The following is a 24,722-nucleotide window of genomic DNA, read 5'->3' as shown; positions in this document are numbered from 1 at the left end:
CCGGGAAACGAACGGCTCACTCCTCGTCGAGCAGCCCCAGCTCCGCCCAGATCGTCTTGCCCTCGGACGTGTGCCGGGTGCCCCAGCGCTGGGTGAGCTGGGCCACCAGCAGCAGACCGCGGCCGCCCTCGTCCCACGTCTTGGCCCGGCGCAGATGCGGCGCCGTGTGGCTGGTGTCGGAGACCTCGCAGATCAGCGTGTTCCTGTCGTGGATCAGCCGCAGCCGGATGGGCGGTGAGCCGTACCGGATGGCGTTGGTGACCAGCTCGCTCACCACCAGTTCGGCGGTGAAGGACGCCTCCAGCAGGGCCCAGGTGGACAACTGCTCGAGAACCTGCTTGCGGACGGGGGCGACCAGCGACGGGTCGGCGGGGATGTCCCAGGTGGCGACCTGGCCGGCGGGCAGCCCCCGGGTGCGGGCCAGCAGCAGCGCCACGTCGTCGGCGGAACCACCCGGTGGCAGCAGAGCGTTCAGCACCCGCTCACAGGTCGCGTCCAGCGAGTCGCCGCGGGCCGTCAGCGCCGCGCACAGCAGGTCCTGACCGGTGTCGGCGTCCTGCTCCCGGCTCTCGACCAGCCCGTCGGTGTAGAGCGCCAGCACGCTGCCCTCGCACAGCTCCAGCTCGGCCGACTCGAACGGCAGCCCGCCCACGCCCAGCGGCGGACCCGACGGCAGTTCGACCTTCTGGGGCGGGCCGTCCGGCGGGACCAGGACGGGTGCCGGATGCCCGGCGCGGGCCATGGCGCAGCGCCGCGACACCGGGTCGTACACCGCGTACAGACAGGTGGCGCCCACCTCGCCCGCGCCGTCGTCGCCGGACTCCTCGGACAGCCGGACGACCAGGTCGTCGAGGTGGGTGAGCAACTCGTCGGGCGTCAGGTCGATGTCGGCGAGGGTGCGGACGGCGGTGCGCAGCCGGCCCATGGTGGCCGAGGCCTGGATGCCGTGGCCGACGACGTCCCCGACGACCACGGCGACCCGCATCCCGGACAGCGGGATGACGTCGAACCAGTCGCCGCCGACGCCGGAGCGGGCGGCCGGAAGGTAGCGGGAGGCCGCCTCCACCGCGGCGGTGGGCGGCAGCCACCGGGGGAGCAGGCTGCGCTGCAGGGTCAGCGTCGCCTCGCGCTCACGGGAGTAGCGGCGGGCGTTGTCGATGCAGACGGCGGCGCGGGCCGTGACCTCCTGGGCCAGCAGCACGTCGTCGTGCGTGAACGGGTGGGGGCACCGGAACCGGGTGAACACCGCGACGCCGAGGGTCGTGCCGCGGGCCTGCAGCGGCACGGACATCGTGGAGTGGACGCCGTACTCCTCCGCCCGCCTGCGGCGGGCGGGGTCCCAGTCCAGCCACCGCTCGAGGTCGCCGAAGGACACCGCGGCCACGATCGCCTGCCCCGCGACCAGACTCTCGGCCTGGGGCGAACCTGACGGGTAGACGTACAGCTGCCCCGGTTCGGCCAACACCTCCGGGAGGCCCGGGTCGACCGACCGGCGGGCCGTGTGGCGCAGGCCGACCGGCGGTGACACGGCGGCGGGTTCGGCACCGTGGTCCTGGGGGTCCAGCAGGTCGACGCTCACGTAGTCGGCGAGCGCCGGGACGCACACGTCCGCCAGCTCCTGCGCCGTGCGGGTGACGTCGAGCGTGGTGCCGATGCGCATGCTGGCGTCGTTGACGAGGTGCAGCCGTTCCCGGGCGAGGTGCTGCTCGCTGAAGTCGTGCGCGGTCGCGCACACTCCGCGCACCCGCCCACCGGTGTCGGTGAGCGGAGCCACGCGGATGAGCCACGGGTGGGCGCGGGTCTCGTTCACGGCCTTGAAATCCGTGTGCATGTCGTACCGGCGGCCGGTGGCGAGCACCTCCTCCATGTACTGCTCGAGCTCCGCGTGCTGCGGCCGGCCGGACAGGTCCGTGGGCCGCAGTCCGCGGACCAGGTCCGGCGGGAGCCCGAGGAACTGGGCCATCGCGTCGTTGACGCCCCGCAGCCGGAGTCGGTCGTCGAAGATCATCGTGGCGCAGGGGGACTGCCTCAGGGCGGCCCCGAGCAGGGGGTCGGCCGGCGGGGCGGGGCCGCGGTCCAGCGGCGTGACGGCGAGCCACGTGCCCCGGCCGCCGTCGGCCGACGGTCTGCGGTTCGCGAGCACCCACACGGACACGGTGTGCCCGTCGCGGTGCCGCAGCGCCAGCGTGCCGCTCCACCGCTCGTCCTCGGGCCTGGGAGGCGTACCGTCGCCGCCGTCGGCCAGCAACCCGGCGGCGGGGCGCCCCACGACGGCGTCGGCCGGGTGCCCCAGCAGCAGGCGCGCGCCCTCGTTCCACTCCCGCAGCGTGCCGGAGTCGTCGACGACGACACGGGCGGTGGCGGCATCGTCGAACGGGTTGACCGGACTCATCGTCGCCACTCCATTGCGCACACCCACAGTGAACAGCGCGTCACCTGGATCCCAGCCTAGTGCGTCTAGTGCCCCGCGTGGACCCGAACCACCCGGATCCCTGGGACCACAGGGGCCTCATCGGCGTACGGGCGGCGCCGGGACGGTGCACCGTCCGGGGCGGGGAGGGCTTTCCGCTTCACCGGACGGCCGCGACGCGGTGCCGCCCGTCGGGCGGGGCGCATGTGCGGCCGCACCGGCCCGCGGTTCCGTTCCGGGCCGGTGTCCCGGCCCGTCCCCACGCGGTCGCGAGCCGCGCGGGCCCTCTCCGGGCCTTCCCGCCGGACACCGTCCCCCTGCCTGCCTGCCTGCCTGCCTGCCTGCCTGCCTGCCTGCCTGCCTGCCCGCATGCGCCGGGACGCGTGCCGTGGCCTCCCGCACCGTGGACGTCAAGCACGGCCCGCCCACGCCCGTCGGGACCACCGTCACCGTCCGGGACGGCCGTGCCCGGCGGGTGGCCGAGGGGCGGGCCGACGGGGCCCGTGTCCGACGCGCCCGGCCCCGACGCCGTCGCGCACCGGGCCGGCCGGAAGAACCGGGCCGCCGGAAGAACCGCCTCCGGACGGAACCAGTCCGGTCCGGACCGTTGACGAGATGTCATGTCTGCCACAAGCATGGCACCGACCGCTGTTGGGAGCGCTCCCACAGGTGAGCGCCACCTCCCCCGAGGAGCCCGCACGTGAAAAGACGCAGAACCGCCCTCGTCTCCCTGACGGCCCTGCTGGCGGCGGCCGTCACCGCACTGCCCGCCGCACCGGCCGGAGCCGACGAGACCGAGCAGGTCAGGAACGGCACCTTCGACAACGGCACCGACTCCTGGTGGGCCAGCAGCAACGTCACCGCGGGCGTGTCCGACGGCCGGCTGTGCGCCGACACCCCGGGCGGCACCGCCAACCGCTGGGACGCGGCCGTCGGCCAGAACGGCATCACCCTGGTCGCGGGGGAGACGTACAGGTTCTCCTTCACCGCGACCGGCACGCCCGCCGACCACGTGGTCCGGGCCATCGTGGGCCTGTCGGTGTCCCCGTACGACACCTACCACGAGGTCAGCCCGCGGCTGAGCGTCTCCGGCAACACGTACTCCTACACCTTCACCTCGCCCGTCGACACCACCCAGGGCCAGGTCGGCTTCCAGCTCGGCGGCACGCCCGACGCCTGGCGGTTCTGCGTGGACGACGTGTCCCTGCTGGGCGGGGTGGAGCCCGAGCCGTACGTGCCGGACACGGGTCCGCGGGTCCGGGTCAACCAGGTCGGCTACCTGCCGTCCGGTCCGAAGAACGCCACGCTCGTCACCGACGCGACCACGCGCCTGCCGTGGCGGCTGGCGAACGCCGGCGGTCGGGTCGTCGCCCAGGGCTGGAGCGTGCCGCGGGGCGTCGACGCCTCCTCCGGACAGAACGTCCACTCGATCGACTTCGGCCGGTACACCAGGCGGGGCGAGGGCTACACGCTGCTCGCCGACGGGGAGACCAGCCGCCCGTTCGACATCGGCACGGCCGCCTATGAGCGGTTGCGCGTCGACTCCGCGAAGTACTACTACGCGCAGCGCAGCGGCACCGCCATCCGCGACGACCTGCGCCCGGGCTACGCGCGCCCGGCCGGCCACGTGGGCGTCGCGCCCAACCGGGGCGACACCGAGGTCCCCTGTCAGCCCGGTGTGTGCGACTACACGCTCGACGTCTCCGGCGGCTGGTACGACGCCGGCGACCACGGCAAGTACGTCGTCAACGGCGGCATCTCCACCTGGGAACTGCTCAGCACCTACGAGCGCTCGCTGCACGCCCGCACCGGGGAGCCGTCGAAGCTCGGCGACGGCACCCTCGCCATCCCCGAGAGCGGCAACAAGGTGCCGGACCTCCTCGACGAGGTGCGCTGGGAACTGGAGTTCCTGCTGAAGATGCAGGTGCCGGACGGGCAGCCGCTGGCCGGCATGGCCCATCACAAGATCCATGACGAGCAGTGGACCGGGCTGCCGCTGCTGCCCGACCAGGACCCCCAGAAGCGCGAGCTGCACCCGCCGACCACCGCGGCCACCCTCAACCTGGCGGCGACCGCCGCGCAGGCGGCCCGTCTCTACCGCCCCTACGACCGGGAGTTCGCCGCCAAGGCCCTCGACGCGGCCCGCGAGGCCTGGGCGGCGGCGCTGGCCCACCCGGACGTGCTCGCGTCGGAGAGCGACGGCATCGGCGGCGGGGCCTATCCCGACAGCCGCGTCGACGACGAGTTCTACTGGGCGGCGGCCGAGCTGTACCTGACGACGGGGGAGCGGCACTTCGGGGAGTACGTGCTGAACTCCCCGGTCCACACCGCCGACGTCTTCGGCCCGACCGGCTTCGACTGGGCGCGCACCGCGGCCGCCGCCCGGCTGGACCTGGCGACCGTGCCCAGCCGGCTCCCCGGCCGGGACACGGTACGCCGGTCCGTCCTCCGGGGCGCCGACGGCTACCTGGCCACGCTGAAGGCGCATCCGTACGGCATGCCCTACGCGCCCGAGGGCAACGTGTACGACTGGGGCTCCAGCCACCAGATCCTGAACAACGCGGTCGTCCTCGCCACCGCCTACGACATCACCGGCGGCTCGAAGTACCGTGACGGCGCCGTCCAGAGCATGGACTACATCCTGGGCCGCAACGCGCTGAACATGTCGTACGTCACCGGCTACGGCGAGGTCAACGCCCACAACCAGCACAGCCGCTGGTACGCCCACCAGCTCGACCCCGCCCTGCCCGCCCCGCCGGACGGCACCCTCTCCGGCGGTCCGAACTCGAGCATCCAGGACCCCTACGCGCAGAGCAAACTCCAGGGCTGCGTCGGCCAGTTCTGCTTCATCGACGACATCCAGTCCTGGTCGACCAACGAGCACACCATCAACTGGAACGCCGCGCTGGCCCGGATGGCCTCCTTCGTGGCGGACCAGGGCTGACGGGACGCAGCTGGCCGCACGACTTCCCGCCCGCCCCTGCGGTACCGCCGCCGTGCCCCTCTGACCTGGTCCCATTTACGGGTCAGTACCCGCGCGGTACCGTGGGGGCATGCCAGCTCTGAACGTGGAGTTCAGCGACCGCGAGCTCGAGGACCTGCGGCAGATCGCCAAGGAACGCGGTACGTCGATGAAGGCGCTCGTGCGGGAGGCCGCCGCCGCCGACATAGCCCGGCACCGGGCGCTGCAGGAGGGGGCGGAGGCGTTCCGCCGGTTCTTCTCGGCCCATGCCGACGAGTTCGCCGCCGCCTTCCCCGACGACGAGCCACCGCCCGTCCGGGGTGAGGGGCGGGCCGCCTGACCCATGGCGCCGGCCCTGCACATCGACGTGCCCTGGCTGCTCCAGCGCCACGAGGAGGTGCTGCCGGAGCAGCCCGTGATCAACGACTTCTCGGCGCTGGTGGCCGCCGTCGCCCGGCACCGCGTGGACCCGCCCCGCCTCGGTGTCGACGCCGACCCGGCCTGGCGGGCCGCCGCGCTGCTGCACACCCTCGCCGTGCTCAAGCCCCTGCCCTCGGCCAACGCCCGCTTCGCCTGCGCGACGGCCGTGGCCTACATGATCGCGAGCGGCGTCGGCATCGACCCGCCCTACGGCGCCCTGGCCGGCCTCGCGCGCGATCTGGTGTCCGGCAGGGCCGACGTCTACGGTGCGGCCGGCCGGCTGCGTTCCTGGCAGGTCTGAGCGCCGGGCGGCCGGTGCGCCCGCACCAGCCGCGGCGGCCGCGTGGAGAAGCCCGCAACTCCCTTGCCCGGCACATGTGTTGCCGCCCGTTCAGGCCGCCTTTCCGCACGGATCGAGGGCGGCCGCGGGCCGAACGACGGGCTGCTGCGCGGTGTCGCCGGCCCCGGGCTGTGCGGGACCCGTAGGCGGACGCCGGCGTCGGCGTTCCCGGTACCCGCGCCGGCGAGGGGACGGAGCGGTGCGGCGATGTGCGCTACGACCCCACCGCGCGGGGGAGTCACTGCCGCGCCGACGCAGGCGGCTCGCCCCCGCCGCCACCGGCGGGGGCCTCGACGAGGTCGGCAGGGCCCGGCGTGGCCGGTGAGACGTGCCCCGACAGGGCCAGGGTCAGGTCGAGTTCGGCGAGCAGGCAGCGGATCACGTGCTCGACGCCCGCCTGCCCGTCCAGGCCCAGACCGTAGACGTAGGGCCGGCCGACGAGCACCGCCCGCGCGCCGAGCGCGAGCGCCTTGAAGACGTCGTCGCCGGTACGGACGCCGCTGTCGAACAGCACGGTGAGCCGGTCGCCGACGGCCTCCACGACACGCGGCAGGGCGTCGGCCGCCGCGACGGAACCGGCCACCTGGCGGCCGCCGTGGTTGGAGACCACGACGCCGTCCATCCCGGCGTCGGCGGCGAGCCGGGCGTCGTCCGGGTGCAGGATGCCCTTGAGGACGACCGGGCCGTCCCAGTTCTCCCGTAGGAACGCCAGATCCGGCCAGGTCCTGGCGGGATCGGAGAACATGCCGAGGAAGTGCATCACCGCCGCGTCCGGGTCCTCGTGCACCGGCTTGGCCAGCCCCGCCCCGAACGCCGGGTCGGAGAAGTAGTTGGCCGTGCCCACCCCGTGCAGGAACGGCAGATACGCCTGGTCGAGGTCGCGCGGGCGCCAGGACAGCAGCGGCGTGTCCAGCGTGACGAACAGCGCGCCGTATCCGGCCGCCCTCGCCCGGTCCAGGAAACTGCGGGCCACCTCACGGTCCTTGGGCCAGTACAGCTGGAACCAGCGCTCGGCGTCACCCATCGCCTCGGCCACCTGTTCCATGGGCGTGCTGGACGCCGAGGAGAGGACGTAGGGGACGCCGTGGGCGGCGGCGGCCCGGGCGGCGGCCGGCTCCGCGTCCGGATGCATGATCGACAGGACGCCGACCGGCGCCAGCGCCAGCGGGGCCGGCAGGGAGCGGCCCAGCACCTCGACCGAGAGGTCACGCGCGTGCACGTCCCGCAGCACGCGCGGCACGATCCGGCGCCGGTCGAGGGCCGCCCGGTTGGCGCGCGCGGTGCTGCCGTCACCCGCGCTGCCCGCGACGTACCCGACGGGCCCGGGGCCGAGCCGGCGCGCGGTGAGCTCCTCCAGCCGGGTCAGGTCGGTGGGCAGCCGGGGCACGGCACCCGTCATCCCGTTCAGGTAGATCTCGTACTGGTAGTCCGCCCAGTGCTTCGCCATCCCCGCATCCCGCCTCTCGTCGTCGGGCTCGCGCCGTCAGCACCATACTCGCGGGTAGGCCGAGGCCGGCGGCTTGGGAACCGACATGTTTCAGGTGTGTTTCAGGCCTATTGGAGAACGCATGGATCACGCCAGTCGGCCCGATCGTGGCCTCATGAATCGATCAAGAACCGCCCCGTTCCGGACTTGGAACGTTCGAATTCCGTGACTTTGCGCCACTGATTCAATACGCAAGGTTACCGAAATCCATGGGGTCGAGATGAGTTTCGGCGGTGGACTCGGCAGACTCGCGCTCGCCGTTCCGGCACCGACCGAGCCGGGCCGGCACCACCCTCATCCCGAGCGGAAGGATGCACACAATGCGGAACACCGCGCGCTGGGCAGCGACTCTGGGTCTGACGGCCACCGCCGTCTGCGGGCCCCTCGCCGGGGCCTCCCTCGCCTCCCCGGCCACCGCCCCCGCGTCGCTCCACGCCCCCTCGGCCCTCGTGCTGACCGTGGGGCACGGAGAGAGCGCTGCCACCGCCGCGCCGGTACGCGCGGTCACCCTGACCTGCGCCCCGACGGCCTCCGGAACCCACCCCGCCGCCGACCTGGCCTGCGCCGAACTGCGCGGCGCCGGCGGGGACCTCGACGCCCTGGCGGCGGACGACGGCGTGATGTGCACCCGGGAGTACGCCCCCGTCGTCGTCACCGTCGACGGGGTCTGGCAGGGCAGGCGCCTCTCCTACGAGCGCACCTTCGCCAACGAGTGCGTGAAGAACGCCGGAAGTACGAGCGTCTTCGCGTTCTGAGAGACCGGGACCGCCCGGTCCGTGCGGTGTGACCGGCGGCTCGCCACTGGGGAGTGCGAGTCGTTGCCGCAGGGGCCCCGCGGTCCCGCACCGGGGGCGGCGGACGGAGTGGGGCCGTCCGCCGTTCCCCGGGACACAGGGACCGGCCGGGGGTCAGCCCGCGGCCGCCGGCCCGTCACCGGTGCCGGACGACCGGGCGCGGTGACTGGTGTCGCACCAGGGGAAGCGGCGACTGCGACGACAGGTGCACAGGGCGACCCGGAAGCGGTCGGAGGACACCGTCGTCCCGTCCTCCAGCTCCACCTCCACCGGGCCCTCGACCAGCATCGGCCCCCGGCGCTGGACCCTGATCCGACGGGGGGAGCCGGAGTCGGACGGACGTGCGGGGTCAGACGGGGAGTTCGGCACGGACCACCACCAGCTCTTCCTCGTCGTCGGCCAGGGACAGCAGCCCGCGCTGCCGCAGCCAGCGCTCCCGGCCGCGCACCACGGGCCCGAACGCGATCCGCCGCCGTCGGGTCACGGCCGCCTTCAGACCGGCCCCGCGCAGAAGTCCGACGGTCCGGCCGGGGTCGCTCAGCGCCGACTGCACCAGCAGCAGTACGCCGCCGGGGCGCAGCAGGCCGGGCACCTCGCGGCAGATCCGGTCCAGGACCAGCCTGCCGTCGTCGCCGGCGTCCCAGGCCCGCGCCGCCCCACGCGGCCGGCGGCGCCCGCCCGGCGCCGGAACGTACGGCGGATTGGCCAGGACCAGGTCGAAGGACTCGCCGCGTACGGGAGCGAAGAGGTCGCCGCGCCGGACCCGGACCGGCACTCCCGCCCGGGCGGCGTTCACCCGGGTGGCGCACACGGCACGCCAGGACACGTCCACCGCGGTCACCCGGGCGCCCCGCCGTGCCGCGGCCAGGGCGAGGGCGCCCGTGCCGGTCCCCACGTCGAGTACGGCCGCGTCCGGGGGGAGCGGCTCTTCGGACAGCGCCCCGGCCAGCAGGGCGGTGTCCTCCTGAGGGGCGTAGACGCCCGGCGGCACCAAGAAATTCACGGAACCCACGTACCCCGGCCGTCACGAAGTATGGGAGGTTCCGGACGGCTCGCGGGCCGGCTCGGGCAGCGGCGTGCGCAGCGACGAGCGGCCGGCCCGCCAGTCGGCCAGCAGCCGGGCACCGAAGCGGTCCTCGAGGTGTCCGGTGGCGTCGATCCCGAAGGCGACGTCCGCCGCGAGCTGCGGTTCCTGCTCCAGCAACCCGCCGATCACCTCGTGCCGGACGATCTGCTCGTGCACCGCGTCGGCCTCGACGTGCTCGTCGTAGAAGTGCTCCGCGGCGGGCCCGGCGCCGGTGCGGCGCATCGCCTCGGCGAGCCGCCGGGAACCGGGCGACGAGGTGATCTCGACCGCGGCGAAGTGCCCCACCAGGGCGCCGCGCAGGGCCCGGTGCAGACCGAACAGGGACATCATGTTCACCGTGGCCAGGCACTCGGCGCCGGCCGCGTCCAGATGACGACCGTACGTCGTGTCCAGGTCCAGGTCCGACATCAGGTCGGCGAAGAGGCGGGCGTGCACCCGGTCGGCCCGGCCGCCGCCGTACTCGTCGAACTCCACCGCCGCCATCGCCGCCTTGGCGCGTCCCCGCAGCCGCGGCAGCACCCAGGCGTGCGGGTCGGCCTCCTTCAGGTGGTACAGGGAGCGCTGGGCCGCGTACTCGCGCAGGTGCCACAGCTCGCCCTCGTCCCGCAGGAAGTGGCTGACGCCCCCGCCGTCGACGGGTTCGACGAGCAGTGCGGCGACCGCGTCCTCGACGCTGTCGTGGACCGGGGTGTCGGCGCGCAGGGCGGCCAGGAATCGGCGCTCCAGCGCGGCCCGGACGCGCAGCAGCTCGGGGTCCCACTCGAGACCGGGGGGTACGCCGGCGAAGCCCCGGTAGTGCAGCTCGTAGCACGTGTACAAGGCGAGCTGCAGGTCGTCCCCGTACACCGGTGCGGCGGCGGCCGTCCGGGGGCCGGGCAGCGGGCCCGCGCCGAGCAGATAGGCGCCGACGGCCGCGGAGAGCGGGCCCCGGGCCGTCGGCAGCGGTGGTTCTTCGCGGTCGTGCGGTTCTTCGCGGTGGTACTCCATGGTGTCGCGAGTACCCGGACTCCACCGGGGCACCCCGCCGCGCGAGCCGCGCGTCACTCGCCCTCGGCGTCCTCCTGCGCCCCGGTGTTCGGTGAGGTGGCGTCCCCCGCCTCGCCCCGGTGCCGGCCCTCGTCGGACTCCGCGTCGCGGGGCTTGGCCTCCTTGATCTCGCGCATCACCTCCTCGATGGCCGTCTCGGGCTGCTCGTGCGCGTGGTCGCCGTGCTGGGACACGAAGGTCTCCTCTGCCTCGTGGTTCGGTCGTCGGTCACGTGGTGCGTTCCCGGTCCCGCGTTCCCGGCGGCGCCGGGGACGTCCGCCTGGTCAGCCGGGTGTGGTCGCGACACGCAGGGGCACCGGGGCCGGGGCGGTGTCCTCGTCGTCGTCCGGGCGGCTGACCTCCGCCCACCAGGCCGGGCCGTCCTCGATGTGGCGCAGCAGGATGCCCTCGCGGATCGCCCACGGGCAGAGCGTGACCGAGTCCAGCCCGGTCAGCTTCATGGCCGTGTGCCCGACCACGGCCCCGGCCAGGCTCTGCGCCGCACGCGGTGCGGAGATGCCGGGCAGCCGGGCCCGTTCGGCCGCGGACAGGGCGGCCAGCCGGCCGACCGCCTCCCCGAGGTCCGAGCAGCGCATCCGCCGCTCCACGAACGGCCCGTGCCGGCCCGGTGAGGCCCCGCACAGCCGGCCGAGCTGCTGGAAGGTCCGCGAGGTGGCCACCGCCGTGCGCGGACCCTCCCAGCGGATCCGCGCCGCGACGTCCCGCAGCTGATGACGGACCTTGCGGCGCAGCGCCCGGACCTGCTCCGGCGCCGGCGGCTCCGCACCGCCCGCCAGGAACTCGTGGGTCAGCCGGGCCGCCCCCAGCGGCAGGGAGGCCACGAAGTCGGGCAGCCGGCCGCGGCCGAAGGCGACCTCCAGCGAACCGCCGCCGATGTCGAGCAGGGCGAGCGGACCCGATCGCCAGCCCATCCAGCGCCGCGCCCCGAGGAAGGTCAGCTCGGCCTCCACCTCACCCGGCAGGGTGCACAGCGCGACCCCGGTGCGGGAGCGGACGGCGTGCAGCACCTCCCGGCGGTTCGGCGCGGCACGCACCACGGCGGTCGCGAAGGCCAGCGGGGCGTCCGCGCCCCACCGGGCCGCGGTCCTGCTCGCGTCCTCGACCGCGTCCACGAGCCGCTCCACGGCCTCCTCGGGGACCGGACCGCCCGGCTTGACCTGTTCCGACAGCCGCAGCCGCCACTTCGCGGTGTGGACCGGAAGCGGCACCCCGCCCTCCGCGTCCGCCACCATGAGCCGGACCGTGTTCGATCCCACGTCCACCACGCTGATCCGCATGACAGCGCAGTACCCATTTACGCGCCGGTCCAACGGCGACCGGGGCCGATACGGCGGAAACCGGGCTGCCCCCGTCCGGGCGCCGTCAGGTCAGCTGCCGTCGCACCAGCTCGTGCAGCCGGCCGCCGGTGTCCGCGAGCAGCCGGTCGGGCGGGCCCTGCTCGGCGACCCTGCCGTTCTCCATCACGATCACGCGGTCGGCGTCCAGCACCGTGGACAGGCGGTGCGCGATCACGATCCGGGTGGCGTCGAGCGCCTTGGTCGACTCGATCACCGTGCGCTGCGTCCCGTTGTCCAGGGCACTGGTCGCCTCGTCGAAGAAGAGGATCCGCGGCCGGCGGATCAGCGCCTGCGCGATCATCAGCCGCTGCCGCTGGCCCCCGGAGACCGCCCCGCTGCCCGAGACGATGGTGTGCAGGCCCATCGGCATCCGCCTGATGTCCTCCGCGAGCCCGGCCATCTCGGCCGCCGCCATCACCTCCTCGGGCGGGTACGGCTCGGTGCCGCGGATGACGTCCAGGACCGAGCCGGTGAACGGCTGCGCGTGCTGGAGCACCACCCCGCACTGCCGGCGCACGGCCGACCGGTCCAGGGCGGCCAGGTCCTGCCCGTCGTACAGGACGCTGCCCGACAGCGGCCGGTCGAAGCCGATCAGCAGCCTCAGCAGGGTCGACTTGCCGCAGCCGCTGGGACCGACGACCGCCACGAACTCGCCCGGCCGGACCTCGAAGGACACGTCGTCCAGGACCAGCGGGCCGTCGTCGGTGTACCGGAACGACAGCCGCCGCGCCTCGATCGCCCCGGACAGCGGCCCGGGCCGGGTGCTCGCCGTGCGCACCTCGGGCGTGGCCTCCAGGACCGGCCTGATCTCCTCGAACAGGGGCAGCGCGGCCACCACCGACACGAACGCGCCGGTCAGCTGGGTGACCGAGGTCAGCAGCATCGTCACCGAGGCGTTGAAGGTGAGGAAGTCGGAGGCCGGCATGGAACCGCGCGCCGGACCGGCCAGCAGCATGAACATCAGCAGCGTGCACAGCGGCAGGTAGACCGCGCCCAGCACCGCGTTCAGGTTCTTGACGTGCCCCGCCCGCTGCTGGAGCCCACGGCTGCGCGCGAACCGCTCCGCCCAGGCCGCGTACGCGTAGTTCTCCGCCGCCGCCACCCGTAGCTTGGGCAGCCCGCGCAGGGTCTGGAACGCCTGGTTGTTCAGCTTGTTGGTGAGCTGGACCAGCCGCCGCTGCCAGCGCACCTGCCACAGCCCGAGCCCCAGGAAGACGGCGGCGACGACCACCAGCATGCCGATCGCCGCGAGCGCCATCGGCACGCTGTACCACAGCAGCAGCCCCACGTTCACCGCGCCGACGGTGACCGACTGGGCCACCGTCGGACCGACGCCCGCCAGCAGTCTGCGGATCGCGCTGACGCCCATGGCCGCGCTCGCCAGCTCGCCGGTGGAGCGCCCGGTGAAGAACGCCGTCGGAAGGCGCAGCAGCCTGTCCCACACGGCGGGCTGGAGGGTCGCCTCGATCCTCCCCTCCAGCCGCAGGATGGTGAGGTTCTGCAGCAGCATGAAGGCCGCCGCGACGACGCCGCTGAGCATCACCGCGAGGCACGCCTGCACGATCGCTCCCGTCTGGGCCCTCGGCACGAACTCGCCGAGCACCCTGCCGGTCGCGACCGGCACCAGCGCGCCGAGAGCCACCGTCACCAGCCCGCCGAGCAGCAGGCCGGCCAGGTCACCGCGCGTGCCCCGGAGACAGAACCGGAGCAGTCCCAGCGGACCGAGCCGGCGTTCGGGCAGCGGCCGGTAGAACATCACCGCGCGCGGCTCGAACTCCTCGGCGTTCGCCTTCCCGACCGGTGTCCCGCGGCCGGTCGCCGGATGGACGGCCACATAGCCGCCGCGCCGCCACAGCAGCGCCACCGGCGCCCCCGACAGGGCACGGTGACCGACCAGCGGGCCGATGTCGTCCCGCCACCAGCGCCCGTCCAGCCGCACGGTCCGGGTGCGTACGCGCGAGGCGACGGCCACCCGCTCCACGGGATCGAGCCGGTCGCTCTCCACGCCGTTCCGCGCCGGCTCGGCGAGCGTGATCCCCGCGGCGCGGGCGACCAGCTCGCAGGCCGCGTACGTGGCGTCGGCGTCGGCGGCCGTGGCGCGTCGTCCCGACCGCTTGCCGATGGAGGCCAGCAGCGTCCGGTCGGCCCGGGCGCGCACCGCCTCCCCGGCCTTGAGGCCGGCCGCCGTACGCGTCTCGTGGGTGCGCTCCAGCTGTTCGATCCAGCGGTCCAGCGTGGTCAGCAGCCGGTGCTGCTGGCCGACCAGGCTCTGCCACAGCGCCGGGTCCATCAGCAGGTCGGCGGCCGCCTCGTCGCCGTACAGCGCCCCGTACCGCACGCTGCCGGGCGGGACCTGCATCCAGAACACGTCGTCGTCCTCCGCCGAGCCCGCGTACGCCCGCACGGGGGGACTCCCGGGCGTCGCCGCCCGATCGGAGGCCATCGGCGCCTGGAAGAGGACGGACAGACCGCGCCCGACGCCCAGGGCGAGGGCGTACTCCAGCGGGCTCGTCGCCGGCGGCTCGTACCGCGCGTGGCCGTACTCGTCGTACGGCCACGTCTCGGTGCTCGCCGGCCGGTACAGCTCGCGCAGGCCGATGCGGTGCACCACGCAGTCCCGCAGCGGGCGGGCGACCAGGGTGTGCCGCGGTCCGGACACCGGCCCGAGCAGCACCGAGCCCGCCTCCAGGCGGCCCAGGTGGTGCCAGTGCCCCTGCTCCCGGGCGTCGACCGCGAACAGGTCCACCGCGCCGGACGCCACCAGCCACAGCACCTGCGGCCCCTCCAGGTCGAGGCGGCCGAACCCGGCGCAGTCGACGCGGGTGCCCAGCGAGCCGAGCGCCCCCAGGACGAGGTCGCCCTGCCCTTCGTGCACGGTCGTCATCTCACCGCTCCCTGACCAGCGCCGCGTAGGCGCCGCCGTACGCGACCAGCTCCTCGTGCCGCCCGCGCTCCACGACCGTGCCGTGCGCCAGGACGACGATCTCGTCGCTGTCGCGCACGGTGCTCAGCCGGTGCGCGATCACCACGCAGGCACAGCCCCGCCGGCGCAGGTTGTCCATCACCACCAGCTCGGTCTCCGCGTCCAGCGCGCTGGTCACCTCGTCCAGGACCAGGATGCTGGGCCCGCGCACCAGCGCCCGCGCGATCTCCAGGCGCTGGCGCTGCCCGCCGGAGAAGTTCCGGCCGTCCTGCTCGACCCTGCTGTGGATGCCGCCCGGACGGCGCATCACGACGTCGTACAGCGCGGCGTCCCGCAGCGCGTCCACCACCGCGTCGTCCGGGACCGAGGGGTCCCACAGCGCCACGTTGTCGCGCACGGAGCCCTCGAACAGGAACACGTCCTGGTCGACGAAGGAGACGGAGGACGCCAGCGTCCCGCGCGGGATGTCCTCCAGGCGCTGCCCGTCGATCCGGATCACGCCGTCCCACGGGGCGTACAGGCCCGAGATCAGCCGGGACACCGTGGACTTGCCGCTGCCCGAGCCGCCCACCAGGGCGACCTGCTGCCCGGGCCCGACGGTCAGGTCGAAGCCGGTGAGGAGGGGCTTGTCGAGGGGGTTGTAGCCGAAGGAGACGTTCTGCAGCTCGACGTGGCCGTGCAGCCGGCGCGTGGAGTCGACGCCGACGGGGCGGTCGTGGAGGGGGTCCGCCCGGAAGTTCTCCACGTCCTTGAGACGGGCCACGTCGGCCGCGAAGTCCTGGATGCGGCCCGCCACGCCGTTCAGCCGGGTCAGCGGGGCCGTGAAGCGGACGACCAGCGCCTGGAAGGCGACCAGCAGGCCCACCGAGACGTGGCCCTCGACCGCGCGCAGGCCGCCGATCCACAGGATCAGCGCGCTGTTGAGCGTGGCGAGCGTCGGCGCGACCACACCGAGCCAGGCGCTCGGCACCCCGAGTCGCTGCTGCTCCTCCAGGGTGGTGGCGTGCTGCCCCGCCCACGTGCGGAAGTAGCCGTCCTCACCGCCGGTCGCCTTCAGCGTCTCGATCAGCTGCAGGCCGGTGTACGCGGTGTTGGTCAGCCGCGCCGTGTCCGCCCGCAGCTTCGCCGTACGCGTCGCGCGCAGCCGGATCACGATCCGCATGGCGAGGATGTTGAGCAGCGCCACGCCGATGCCGACGAAGGTGAGCTGGGGGTCGTACGTGTACAGCAGCACGGCGTACAGGACCACCACGATCGCGTCGACGCCCGCGGCGGCGAGGTCACGGGCCAGCGTCTCGGCGACGGCGTCGTTGGACTGCAGCCGCTGCACCAGGTCGGCCGGGCTGCGCTGGGAGAAGAACGTCACCGGCAGCCGCAGCAGATGCCGCAGGAAACGGGCGCTGGAGAGGGTCGAGGAGATGATGCGGCCGTGCAGCAGGTTCGCCTGTTGCAGCCAGGTCAGCACCACCGTGAGCAGCACGCAGGCCGCCATCGACGCGAACAGCACGCCCAGCAGCGAGGTCTGCCCGCCGATCAGGAACATGTCGATGTAGGTGCGGCTGAGCGCGGGCACCGCCGCGCCCACCGCCACCAGCAGCAGGCTCGCCAGCACGGCGGCCGGCAGCGTGCCCGCGGTGCCGCGCAGCCGGGCCGGCATCGCACCGAGCACGCCGGGCCTGCGGCCGCCCCGGGTGAAGTCCTCGCCGGGCTCCATGGTCAGCACGACCCCGGTGAAGGAGCCGTCGAACTCCTCCAGGGGCACGAAGCGGCGGCCCTTGCCGGGGTCGTTGACGAACACCCCGCGGCGGCCGAAGCGGCGTCCCATGCCGTCGTAGACGACGTAGTGGTTGAACTCCCAGAACAGGATGGCCGGTGCCGTCACCTCGGCGAGGGCGGCCAGGTCCATCTGCATGCCCTTGGCGGTGAGGCCGTGACCGCGTGCCGCCTTCAGCAGGTTGCCGGCGCGTGAGCCGTCGCGGGAGACGCCGCAGTCGATGCGCAGTTCCTCCAGCGGGACGTGCCGGCCGTAGTGGGCGAGCACCATCGCGAGACAGGCGGCGCCGCACTCCACGGCCTCCATCTGGAGCACGGTGGGCGTGCGGACCGTCCTCGTCCTGCTGTGCGGTGCCCTGCGCCCGGACGGCGCGGCCCGGCGTCCGCCCCGGGCCTTCCGTGCGGTGCTCACGGCAGCAGCCAGTCGACGGGACGCTGGTCGGCCAGTCGGATCGAGCCCGTGGCCAGGGTCATGGAGGTCAGTTCGAACGGCGGTCCGTCCGCCGACGACCACTCGTAGCCGCTCTTCGTGGAGGTGGAGGTGTCCAGCCGTACCGTCACGGCCACCGGCCTGCCCTCCTTGGTGAACTGCTCGCCGAGCTGGCTGTCGCCGAGGAACGCGGCGATCGTCTGCGCCGACTGGGCCGAGCGGCCCACCGACCGGACCTTCCCGTGCAGGACGCCGTACTGCTGGGCCGGAACCGACTGGACGGTCAGGTCGACGGAGGCGTGGGCGGGGATGGCGGCGGCCTTCTCGGCGGGGACGTAGACGGTGGCGTAGAGCGGATCGCCGGAGTGGGCGACCTTCTCCACGGAGGCGACGTCGGCGCCGGTCCGGATGATCCGGCCGACGGTGGCGGCGAGCGCGGTGACCCGGCCGGCGTCGACCGTGCGGATCACGGTCTCGCCGTCGGCGGTGCGGACCTTGAGCAGGGGGGAGCCGGCGGGCAGTCGTTCGCCCTGGCGCGCGAGGACGGCGGTGACCTGGCCGGAGACCGGGCTCTGCAGGAGGTAACTGCCCTGCCCGTGGGTGAGGACGGCGGGCGCGCCGACCGTGGAGGTCACCGAGCCGCTCACCGCCCACACGGACGCGGCGGCCATCGCGACCACGGTCACGGACAGCACCAGCCAGCCCTGAGGGCGGGCGAAGCGCACCGGGAGGTCCAGCTCCTGCGGTGACTGGAGTTTGGTGAGGGCCTGTTGGCGGAACTGCACGTCGGACGTATCCCAGGGATTCCGAAAGAAGCGGGAGAAGAACGGAGGAGAACGGAGGAGACCGGAGAGGACCGGAGAGGACTGGAGAGGACCGGAGAGGACCGGCGGGGAAAGGCCGGAGAGTCCCGGAGCCGGGGAGGCTCCGGGACTCTCCGGCGCGGAGGACGCGATCAGAGACCGGCGACCAGGCCGGTGACCGGGGCCGTGTTCAGGCCGGTGACGCCCTCGACGGTGCCGACGGCCGTGTTGAGCAGGCCCGAGACCGGGGCGACGCCGTCCACCAGGCCGGTGACGGTGCCGACGGCGTTCACGGACAGGCCGCCGGAGACGTTGTCGAGCTCGGCGTCGGAGATCTCGACGGTCTCGACCTGGGGGGTGGAGTTCATGATGGAACTTCCCTTCGTATAGCAATTTCACAAGGGGGGAGCGGCCCCCTCTGGGGACAGAAGACGGCCGCGACCGCGGGCGCCGGGCGCCCTTCTCCGGACCCCTCCGCGGCCCCCGCGGTGCGATGGATCAAAGCACGCGACCGGTCCGTGCTTCCACCCAATCACCCCTCCCACCAGGGAACTTGCAAAGCAGACGCACTCAACCGTGCAGGTGCGCGCACGCCTTCGCGGCGACTTCTTCACATGGGCCGTCACATCGGCGCGTACGCCCCCTTGCCCGCACGGCGGTGCGTCCGGCACTCGCGTCCCGCGCGCGGGCGGGACGCCCCGGTCTTGTGCAGATCCCCAAGAGGGGTGACCACGTTGGGTATGCGATGTGCAGATTCGCCGAAGCGTGGGTTCCGCTCCGCCCTCGCGACAGAACGTGTCCGGCCGAGTGCGGACGGTGCCGGGCGGAGCCATCGGTGCGGCCGGCCCGGCCCCTGGGCTCACGCGCCGGTGTTTGGCCCCGTCACGCCCGGGGGACCCGGTCCGTCACGGCACCGGACACAGAAGGAGGCTGATGCCCGTGACCACGGACGTCGGTGAGAAACCCGTTGTCCACCGCCTGGAGACGGGCTGGTCGAAGGCCCGCCGACTGCGGGGCAGGGACGGGATGCGTATGCGTACCTGGATACCGGCCGTCGAGGACGGCGACGCGGCACGCTCACCGCAGCCGGCCCAGGAGTCGAACATCGTCCGGGGCGAGGACTGACCGCACCCCGGGGGTGGTGACGACCGCCCGGCGCGCCGGCCAGGGTGCCGGCGCGGTGCGCGTCCGGGGCGGACGAGGACCAGCAGGGGAACGCCGGTAACGTCGGCGGTGCCCCCTCCCTCCGTCCGACCGCAGCAAGGCAAAGAACCGTCCATGAACATCCTGGTCACCGGCGCCGCCGGATTCATCGGCTCCCACTACGTCCGGGCATTGCTCGCCCCCGGGACGCCCGAGCCTCCGCACGTCACGGTGCTGGACAGCCTCACCTACGCCGGCACCCCGGACAACCTCGAACTCGGCCACCCCCGGCTGGAGTTCGTGCACGGCGACATCCGCGACGCCGGACTGGTCGACAAGCTGATGGCCGGGACCGACCAGGTGGTGCACTTCGCCGCCGAGTCCCACGTGGACCGCTCGATCCACGCCGCCTCCGACTTCGTCCTCACCAACGTCGTCGGCACCCAGATCCTGCTGGACGCGGCCCTGAACCACGGCGTGGGGCCCTTCGTGCACGTCTCCACCGACGAGGTCTACGGCTCCGTCGAGTCCGGCTCGGCGACCGAGGAGCACCCGCTGCGGCCGAGTTCCCCGTACTCCGCCTCGAAGGCGTCGGGCGACCTGCTGGCCCTCGCGTACCACCGCACCCACGGCCTGGACGTACGGGTGACCCGGTGTTCCAACAACTACGGCCCGCACCAGTTCCCCGAGAAGCTCGTGCCGCTGTTCGTCACCCACCTCCTCGACGGCCGGCGGGTCCCGCTGTACGGGGACGGACGCAACGTCCGCGACTGGCTGCACGTCGACGACCACTGCCGGGGCGTCGACCTCGTGCGGACCCGCGGCCGGGCCGGCGAGGTCTACAACATCGGCGGCGGCACCGAACTGAGCAACCGCGAGCTCACCGGCCTCCTTCTCGAGGCCTGCGGCGCCGGCTGGGACCGGGTCGTGCACGTCGAGGACCGCAAGGGACACGACCTGCGCTACTCGGTCGACTGGAGCAAGGCCCGCGACGAACTGGGCTACCGCCCCCGCCACGACTTCACGGCCGGGCTGGCCGGGACCGTTGCCTGGTACCGGGACAACCGGGCCTGGTGGGAGCCGCTGAAGCGGCGCGCCGCCACGGAGGGATGAGCCCCGCGGCCCGAGTGCCCGGACGATCCTCCGCCACTAGCCTGGACCCCGTGCGCCTGCTGCTCATGTCCGACACCCACCTGCCGAAGCGGGCGAAGGAACTGCCCGCCCGGCTGCTGGCGGAGATCCCGCGCGCCGACGTCGTCGTGCACGCGGGGGACTGGGTCGACACGGCCACCCTCGACCTCCTGGAGAGCCGCAGCCGCAGACTCGTCGGCGTGTACGGCAACAACGACGGACCCGGCCTGCGCGCCCGGCTGCCCGAGGTGGCGTACGCCGACCTCGGCGGCCTGCGCTTCGGCGTCGTCCACGAGACGGGCGCCGCCCGGGGGCGCGAGACACGCTGCGCCGCACGCTTCCCCGACCTCGACGTCCTGGTCTTCGGGCACAGCCACATCCCCTGGGACACCACCGCCGACACCGGCCTGCGCCTGCTCAACCCGGGTTCGCCGACGGACCGGCGCCGTCAGCCCTACTGCACCTACATGACGGCCACGGTCGCCGACGGCCGCCTCGGGGACGTCCGGCTGCACCGGCTGCCGCGGCGGTAGGCGACCACGGGGTCCGGGACGGAAGAAGGACGGGCAGCGCCCGCGAGGACGCCGCCCGGCGCGGACCGGGCCGCTCCATGTCGGAGGAAGCGGCCCGGGCGCTTCTGGAGTGCGCTGTCACGGACCTCCTTCCGAGGGGAGTAGGAGCGAGGACATGCATGCCTCATCCGATACCGGGCGGCTACCCCACCCGGGCCGGCTCACACACACGAACACCGGACGACATGTCCGCCGTGGGCCGGGCGGCCCGTCGGCCGGCCACGCACGCGCCAGGACCAGCGCGCCCGCGCGGGGACCGGCGTGCGCCGCACGGGACCGCGCCCGCCGTGGAGTGCCCGCCCGGCTCCGGCCGGTCCTCATCCCCGCCCGGACGCGCCCGGCGCCCGCGTCACCCGCCGATGGCCAGGAACTGGGTCGCCGCCAGCTCCGCGTACAGCGGATCGGCGCTCACCAGCTCCCGGTGCGTGCCGACCGCGCGGACGCGCCCCGCGTCCATCACCACGATCCGGTCGGCCATCGTCACCGTGGACAAGCGGTGGGCGACGACCAGCACCGTGGTCGTGCGGGCCACGTCGGCCACGGTGTCGCGCAGCGCCGCCTCGTTGACCGCGTCCAGCTGCGAGGTGGCCTCGTCGAGCAGCAGCAGCCGCGGGCGGCGCAGCAGGGCCCGGGCGATGGCGACCCGCTGCCGCTCGCCGCCGGACAGCTTGGTGCCGCGGTGCCCGACCAGGGTGTCCACACCGTCCGGCAGCCGGGCGACCAGGCCGTCGAGGCGGGTGGTCTTCAGCACGCGGGTGAGGGTGCCGTCGTCCGCCTCCGCGTTGCCCAGCAGCAGGTTGTCCCGCAGCGAGCCGGACAGCACCGGGGCGTCCTGCTCCACGTAGCCGATCGCGGCCCGCAGCGAGGCCAGGTCCCAGTCCGCCAGGCTCCTGCCGTCCAGCGTGATCTCCCCGGAGACGGGGTCGTAGAACCGCTCGACGAGGGAGAAGACGGTGGTCTTGCCCGCGCCGGAGGGGCCGACGAACGCGGTCATGCCCCGGGCCGGCACGTCGAAGGTCACCCCGTGGTGGATGTACGGCAGGTCGTCGGCGTAGCGGAAGCGGACGTCCTGGAAGGCGACGGCCGCCGGCTGCGCGCCGGGGGACGGCAGCGGGGCCGGCCGGACCGGCGGCTCCGCGGGCAGGCGCAGGGCGTCCTGTATGCGGGCGAGCGCCGCCTTGCCCGTCTGGTACTGCGTGACCGCGCCGACGACCTGCTGTATCGGGGACATCAGGTAGAAGACGAAGAGCAGGAACGCGACCAGCGTGCCGACGTCGATCGCCCCCGTGGCCACCCGTGCCCCGCCCACCGCGAGCACCGTGATGAAGGCGATCTGCATGGCCAGCCCGGCCGTGTTGCCCGCGGCGGCCGACCACTTGGCGGCCCGCACGCTCTGCCGCCACGACTCCTCGGCGGCCTCGTGCAGCGCCCGTTCCTCCCGGGGCTCGGCGCCGGACGCCTTCACCGTGCGCAGCGCGCCGAGGATCCGCTCCAGCGCGGCACCCATCACGCCCACCGCGTCCTGCGCCTGCCGGCTCGCCCGGTTGATGCGCGGCACGATCAGACCCAGGACCGTCCCCGCCCCGAGGACGACCGCCAGCGTGACCCCGAGGAGCACCGGGTCGACCAGGCCCATCATCACCAGGGTCGCCACCAGCGTCAGCCCGCCGGTGCCGAGGCCGACCAGGGAGTCCGTGGTGACCTCCCGCAACAGGGTCGTGTCGGAGGTGATCCGGGCCATCAGGTCACCGGGCTCGGTGCGGTCCACGGCCGCGACGCGGAGCCGCAGCAGGTACGACGACAGGGAGCGCCGGGCTCCGAGGACCACCGACTCGGCGGTGCGCCGCAGTACGTAGGAACCCAGCGCGCCGAGCGCCGCGTTGGCCACCACCAGCCCCGACATCGCCAGCAGCGCGCCGGTGATCGCCCGGTCGTGCGCCAGGTCGTCGATCAGCTCCCGCGCCACCAGTGGCAGCAGCAGCCCGGTGGCTCCCGTGACCAGCGAGAGCGCCGCGCCGGCGAACAGGGCCTTGCGGTGCGGCCGCACGTAGGACAGGAGCAGCCGCCAGGCGGGTGGTCCGGTCTCCGGTTCTGCGGTGCTCACGATGCTCCTTCGTCAGGCGGACAGGGGACTCAGGCTACGTCGGCGCCGCGCGGCGGGGCCCGGGGATGTGCGGGCAAAGCCCCCGGCACGCCCCTCGAACCGCCCTGTCACCTGCCCTTCTCCGATCAGTTGCGCGTAGGGTCGGGGGGAACGCTGAACGGCCGAAGAAGGGGTCAGGACCAATGGCGCAGGAAGTACGCGGCGTGATCGCACCGGGCAAGGACGAGCCGGTGCGGATCGAGACGATCGTCGTGCCGGATCCCGGCCCGGGCGAGGCCGTGGTCAAGGTCCAGGCCTGCGGGGTGTGCCACACCGACCTGCACTACAAGCAGGGCGGTGTCAGCGACGACTTCCCCTTCCTGCTCGGCCACGAGGCCGCGGGCGTGGTGGAGTCGGTCGGCGCGGGCGTCACCGACGTCGCCCCCGGCGACTTCGTCATCCTCAACTGGCGCGCGGTGTGCGGCACGTGCCGGGCCTGTCTGCGCGGGCGGCCCTGGTACTGCTTCGACACCCACAACGCCGAGCAGAAGATGACGCTCGCCTCGACCGGCCAGGAGCTCTCACCGGCCCTCGGTATCGGCGCCTTCGCCGAGAAGACGCTGGTCGCCGCCGGGCAGTGCACCAAGGTCGACCCGGCCGTCTCCGCGCAGGTGGCCGGCCTGCTGGGCTGCGGGGTGATGGCCGGCATCGGGGCCGCGATCAACACCGGGAACGTCGGCCGCGGTGACACGGTCGCCGTCATCGGCTGCGGTGGCGTCGGTGACGCCGCGATCGCCGGCTCCCACCTGGCCGGGGCGTCGAAGGTCATCGCCGTGGACATCGACGACCGCAAGCTGGAGACCGCCCGGGGCATGGGCGCCACCCACACCGTCAACTCCCGCGAGACCGACCCCGTCGAGGCGATCCGCGAACTGACCGGCGGCTTCGGCGCCGACGTCGTCATCGAGGCGGTCGGCCGCCCGGAGACGTACCGGCAGGCCTTCTACGCCCGTGACCTGGCCGGCACCGTCGTCCTCGTCGGCGTCCCCACGCCCGAGATGAAGCTGGAACTCCCCCTGCTGGACGTCTTCGCGCGCGGCGGGTCGCTGAAGTCCTCCTGGTACGGCGACTGCCTGCCCTCCCGCGACTTCCCGATGCTCGTCGACCTCCACCTCCAGGGCCGCCTGGACCTCGGCAAGTTCGTCACGGAGACCATCGGGCTCGACGAGGTGGAGAAGGCCTTCGAGCGGATGCACGCCGGCGACGTGCTGCGTTCGGTGGTGGTGCTGTGATGACCGCCCGCATCGAACGCCTCGTCACCTCCGGCCAGTTCAGCCTCGACGGCGGCACCTGGGACGTCGACAACAACGTCTGGCTCGTCGGCGACGACCACGAGGTGGTCGTCATCGACGCCGCCCACGACGCCGACGCCATCGCCGAGGCGGTCGGGGACCGCAGGCTCACGGCCATCGTGTGCACCCACGCCCACAACGACCACGTGAACGCCGCTCCGGCCCTCGCCGAGCGCACCGGCGCCACCATCTGGCTGCACCGCGACGACCTGCCGCTGTGGCAGCAGACCCATCCCGACCGGGAGCCGGACGCCTGGCTGAGCGACGCCCTTGTCATCGAGGCCGCCGGCGCGGACCTGACGGTCCTGCACACCCCCGGGCACACCCCCGGCGCGGTCTGCCTGTACGACCCGGGCCTGGGCGCCGTCCTCACCGGCGACACCCTCTTCCAGGGCGGGCCCGGCGCCACCGGCCGCTCCTACTCCCACTTCCCGACCATCATCGACTCGATCCGCGACCGGCTGCTGGTCCTCCCGCCCGAGACGAGGGTGCTCACCGGCCACGGCGACGAGACCACCGTCGGCGCCGAGGCCCCGCACCTGGAGGAGTGGATCAGGCGCGGCCACTGACACCGGCCCGTTCCGGCGGCCGGGAGACCTCGCCTGAAAGAAGACAGAAGATGTCCGGTT

The 24,722-nt window shown here is 73.7% G+C and carries 21 protein-coding genes; 9 read left to right on the top strand and 12 right to left on the bottom strand.

What is annotated here, in order from left to right:
* Window positions 1–16 precede the first annotated feature (16 nt).
* Window positions 17–2,392: a SpoIIE family protein phosphatase gene (locus KUM32_RS21005; RefSeq protein ID WP_217143464.1), complete on the bottom strand. Its 2,376-nt coding sequence runs from the start codon at window positions 2,390–2,392 to the stop codon at window positions 17–19.
* 718 nt (window positions 2,393–3,110) lie between these two features.
* Between KUM32_RS21005 and KUM32_RS21000 the strand changes: the two genes are divergently transcribed.
* The 3 genes from KUM32_RS21000 to KUM32_RS20990 all read left to right on the top strand — a co-directional run bounded on the left by KUM32_RS21000 (window position 3,111) and on the right by KUM32_RS20990 (window position 6,093).
* Window positions 3,111–5,354: a glycoside hydrolase family 9 protein gene (locus KUM32_RS21000; RefSeq protein WP_217143463.1), complete on the top strand. Its 2,244-nt coding sequence runs from the start codon at window positions 3,111–3,113 to the stop codon at window positions 5,352–5,354.
* 109 nt (window positions 5,355–5,463) lie between these two features.
* On the top strand, window positions 5,464–5,712 hold the full coding sequence (locus KUM32_RS20995; protein ID WP_030975726.1) for a hypothetical protein: 249 nt from the start codon (window positions 5,464–5,466) through the stop codon (window positions 5,710–5,712).
* A 3-nt stretch (window positions 5,713–5,715) separates the two neighbouring features.
* On the top strand, window positions 5,716–6,093 hold the full coding sequence (locus tag KUM32_RS20990) for a toxin Doc (protein WP_217143462.1): 378 nt from the start codon (window positions 5,716–5,718) through the stop codon (window positions 6,091–6,093).
* A 277-nt stretch (window positions 6,094–6,370) separates the two neighbouring features.
* Here KUM32_RS20990 and KUM32_RS20985 read toward each other — a convergent pair whose 3' ends face one another.
* Window positions 6,371–7,579, bottom strand: a complete 1,209-nt coding sequence (locus KUM32_RS20985; protein ID WP_217143461.1) for a lactate 2-monooxygenase — start codon at window positions 7,577–7,579, stop codon at window positions 6,371–6,373.
* A gap of 359 nt (window positions 7,580–7,938) precedes the next feature.
* Between KUM32_RS20985 and KUM32_RS20980 the strand changes: the two genes are divergently transcribed.
* On the top strand, window positions 7,939–8,373 hold the full coding sequence (locus tag KUM32_RS20980) for a protease inhibitor (RefSeq protein WP_217143460.1): 435 nt from the start codon (window positions 7,939–7,941) through the stop codon (window positions 8,371–8,373).
* Window positions 8,374–8,526: 153 nt separating this feature from the next.
* Here the strand turns inward: KUM32_RS20980 and KUM32_RS20975 are convergent, their stop codons facing one another.
* The 9 genes from KUM32_RS20975 to KUM32_RS20935 all read right to left on the bottom strand — a co-directional run bounded on the left by KUM32_RS20975 (window position 8,527) and on the right by KUM32_RS20935 (window position 18,180).
* Entirely contained in the window at window positions 8,527–8,781 is a 255-nt protein-coding gene (locus KUM32_RS20975; RefSeq protein WP_217143459.1) for a CDGSH iron-sulfur domain-containing protein, read from the bottom strand.
* Complete coding sequence (locus tag KUM32_RS20970) at window positions 8,762–9,424, bottom strand: HemK2/MTQ2 family protein methyltransferase (RefSeq protein WP_217143458.1); 663 nt, start codon at window positions 9,422–9,424, stop codon at window positions 8,762–8,764. The genes KUM32_RS20975 and KUM32_RS20970 overlap by 20 nt, the downstream gene beginning before the upstream one ends.
* Window positions 9,425–9,436: 12 nt before the next feature.
* Window positions 9,437–10,486, bottom strand: coding sequence for an iron-containing redox enzyme family protein (locus tag KUM32_RS20965; RefSeq protein WP_217143457.1), 1,050 nt, complete (start codon window positions 10,484–10,486; stop codon window positions 9,437–9,439).
* Window positions 10,487–10,539: 53 nt separating this feature from the next.
* Window positions 10,540–10,719, bottom strand: a complete 180-nt coding sequence (locus KUM32_RS20960) for a hypothetical protein (RefSeq protein WP_217143456.1) — start codon at window positions 10,717–10,719, stop codon at window positions 10,540–10,542.
* A 90-nt stretch (window positions 10,720–10,809) separates the two neighbouring features.
* A complete protein-coding gene (locus tag KUM32_RS20955) occupies window positions 10,810–11,823 on the bottom strand; it encodes a Ppx/GppA family phosphatase (protein ID WP_217143455.1) in 1,014 nt (337 codons plus the stop codon).
* 85 nt (window positions 11,824–11,908) lie between these two features.
* Entirely contained in the window at window positions 11,909–14,767 is a 2,859-nt protein-coding gene (locus tag KUM32_RS20950) for an NHLP bacteriocin export ABC transporter permease/ATPase subunit (RefSeq protein ID WP_217143454.1), read from the bottom strand.
* Window position 14,768: 1 nt separating this feature from the next.
* Window positions 14,769–16,991 carry an NHLP family bacteriocin export ABC transporter peptidase/permease/ATPase subunit gene (locus KUM32_RS20945; protein WP_217143453.1) on the bottom strand — a complete coding sequence of 741 codons (2,223 nt, stop codon included), beginning with the start codon at window positions 16,989–16,991 and terminating at the stop codon, window positions 14,769–14,771.
* Entirely contained in the window at window positions 16,988–17,794 is an 807-nt protein-coding gene (locus tag KUM32_RS20940; RefSeq protein WP_217143452.1) for an HlyD family efflux transporter periplasmic adaptor subunit, read from the bottom strand. The genes KUM32_RS20945 and KUM32_RS20940 overlap by 4 nt, the downstream gene beginning before the upstream one ends.
* Before the next feature lie 170 nt (window positions 17,795–17,964).
* Window positions 17,965–18,180, bottom strand: a complete 216-nt coding sequence (locus KUM32_RS20935; protein WP_217143451.1) for a type A2 lantipeptide — start codon at window positions 18,178–18,180, stop codon at window positions 17,965–17,967.
* Between the two features lie 565 nt (window positions 18,181–18,745).
* Between KUM32_RS20935 and KUM32_RS20930 the strand changes: the two genes are divergently transcribed.
* From KUM32_RS20930 to KUM32_RS20920, 3 genes are all read left to right on the top strand, one after another.
* Window positions 18,746–18,937 carry a hypothetical protein gene (locus tag KUM32_RS20930; RefSeq protein WP_254405891.1) on the top strand — a complete coding sequence of 64 codons (192 nt, stop codon included), beginning with the start codon at window positions 18,746–18,748 and terminating at the stop codon, window positions 18,935–18,937.
* Between the two features lie 153 nt (window positions 18,938–19,090).
* On the top strand, window positions 19,091–20,068 hold the full coding sequence (rfbB, locus tag KUM32_RS20925) for a dTDP-glucose 4,6-dehydratase (protein WP_217143450.1): 978 nt from the start codon (window positions 19,091–19,093) through the stop codon (window positions 20,066–20,068).
* Window positions 20,069–20,118: 50 nt separating this feature from the next.
* The gene (locus KUM32_RS20920) at window positions 20,119–20,619 is read left to right on the top strand and encodes a metallophosphoesterase (protein ID WP_217143449.1); all 501 of its coding nucleotides are present in this window, start codon (window positions 20,119–20,121) and stop codon (window positions 20,617–20,619) included.
* Between the two features lie 388 nt (window positions 20,620–21,007).
* On the opposite strand, the gene KUM32_RS20915 is transcribed toward KUM32_RS20920, so the two are convergent.
* Window positions 21,008–22,762, bottom strand: coding sequence for an ABC transporter ATP-binding protein (locus tag KUM32_RS20915; protein WP_217143448.1), 1,755 nt, complete (start codon window positions 22,760–22,762; stop codon window positions 21,008–21,010).
* Window positions 22,763–22,944: 182 nt separating this feature from the next.
* Between KUM32_RS20915 and KUM32_RS20910 the strand changes: the two genes are divergently transcribed.
* Window positions 22,945–24,033, top strand: coding sequence for an S-(hydroxymethyl)mycothiol dehydrogenase (locus KUM32_RS20910; RefSeq protein WP_217143447.1), 1,089 nt, complete (start codon window positions 22,945–22,947; stop codon window positions 24,031–24,033).
* A complete protein-coding gene (locus tag KUM32_RS20905; protein WP_217143446.1) occupies window positions 24,033–24,662 on the top strand; it encodes an MBL fold metallo-hydrolase in 630 nt (209 codons plus the stop codon). The genes KUM32_RS20910 and KUM32_RS20905 overlap by 1 nt, the downstream gene beginning before the upstream one ends.
* The last annotated feature ends 60 nt before the right edge of the window (window positions 24,663–24,722 follow it).

The sequence above is a fragment of the Streptomyces sp. AC627_RSS907 genome (assembly GCF_019049165.1).
Note: the sequence above shows the minus strand (reverse complement) of the source record. Positions and strands in the feature narration are given on the sequence as shown.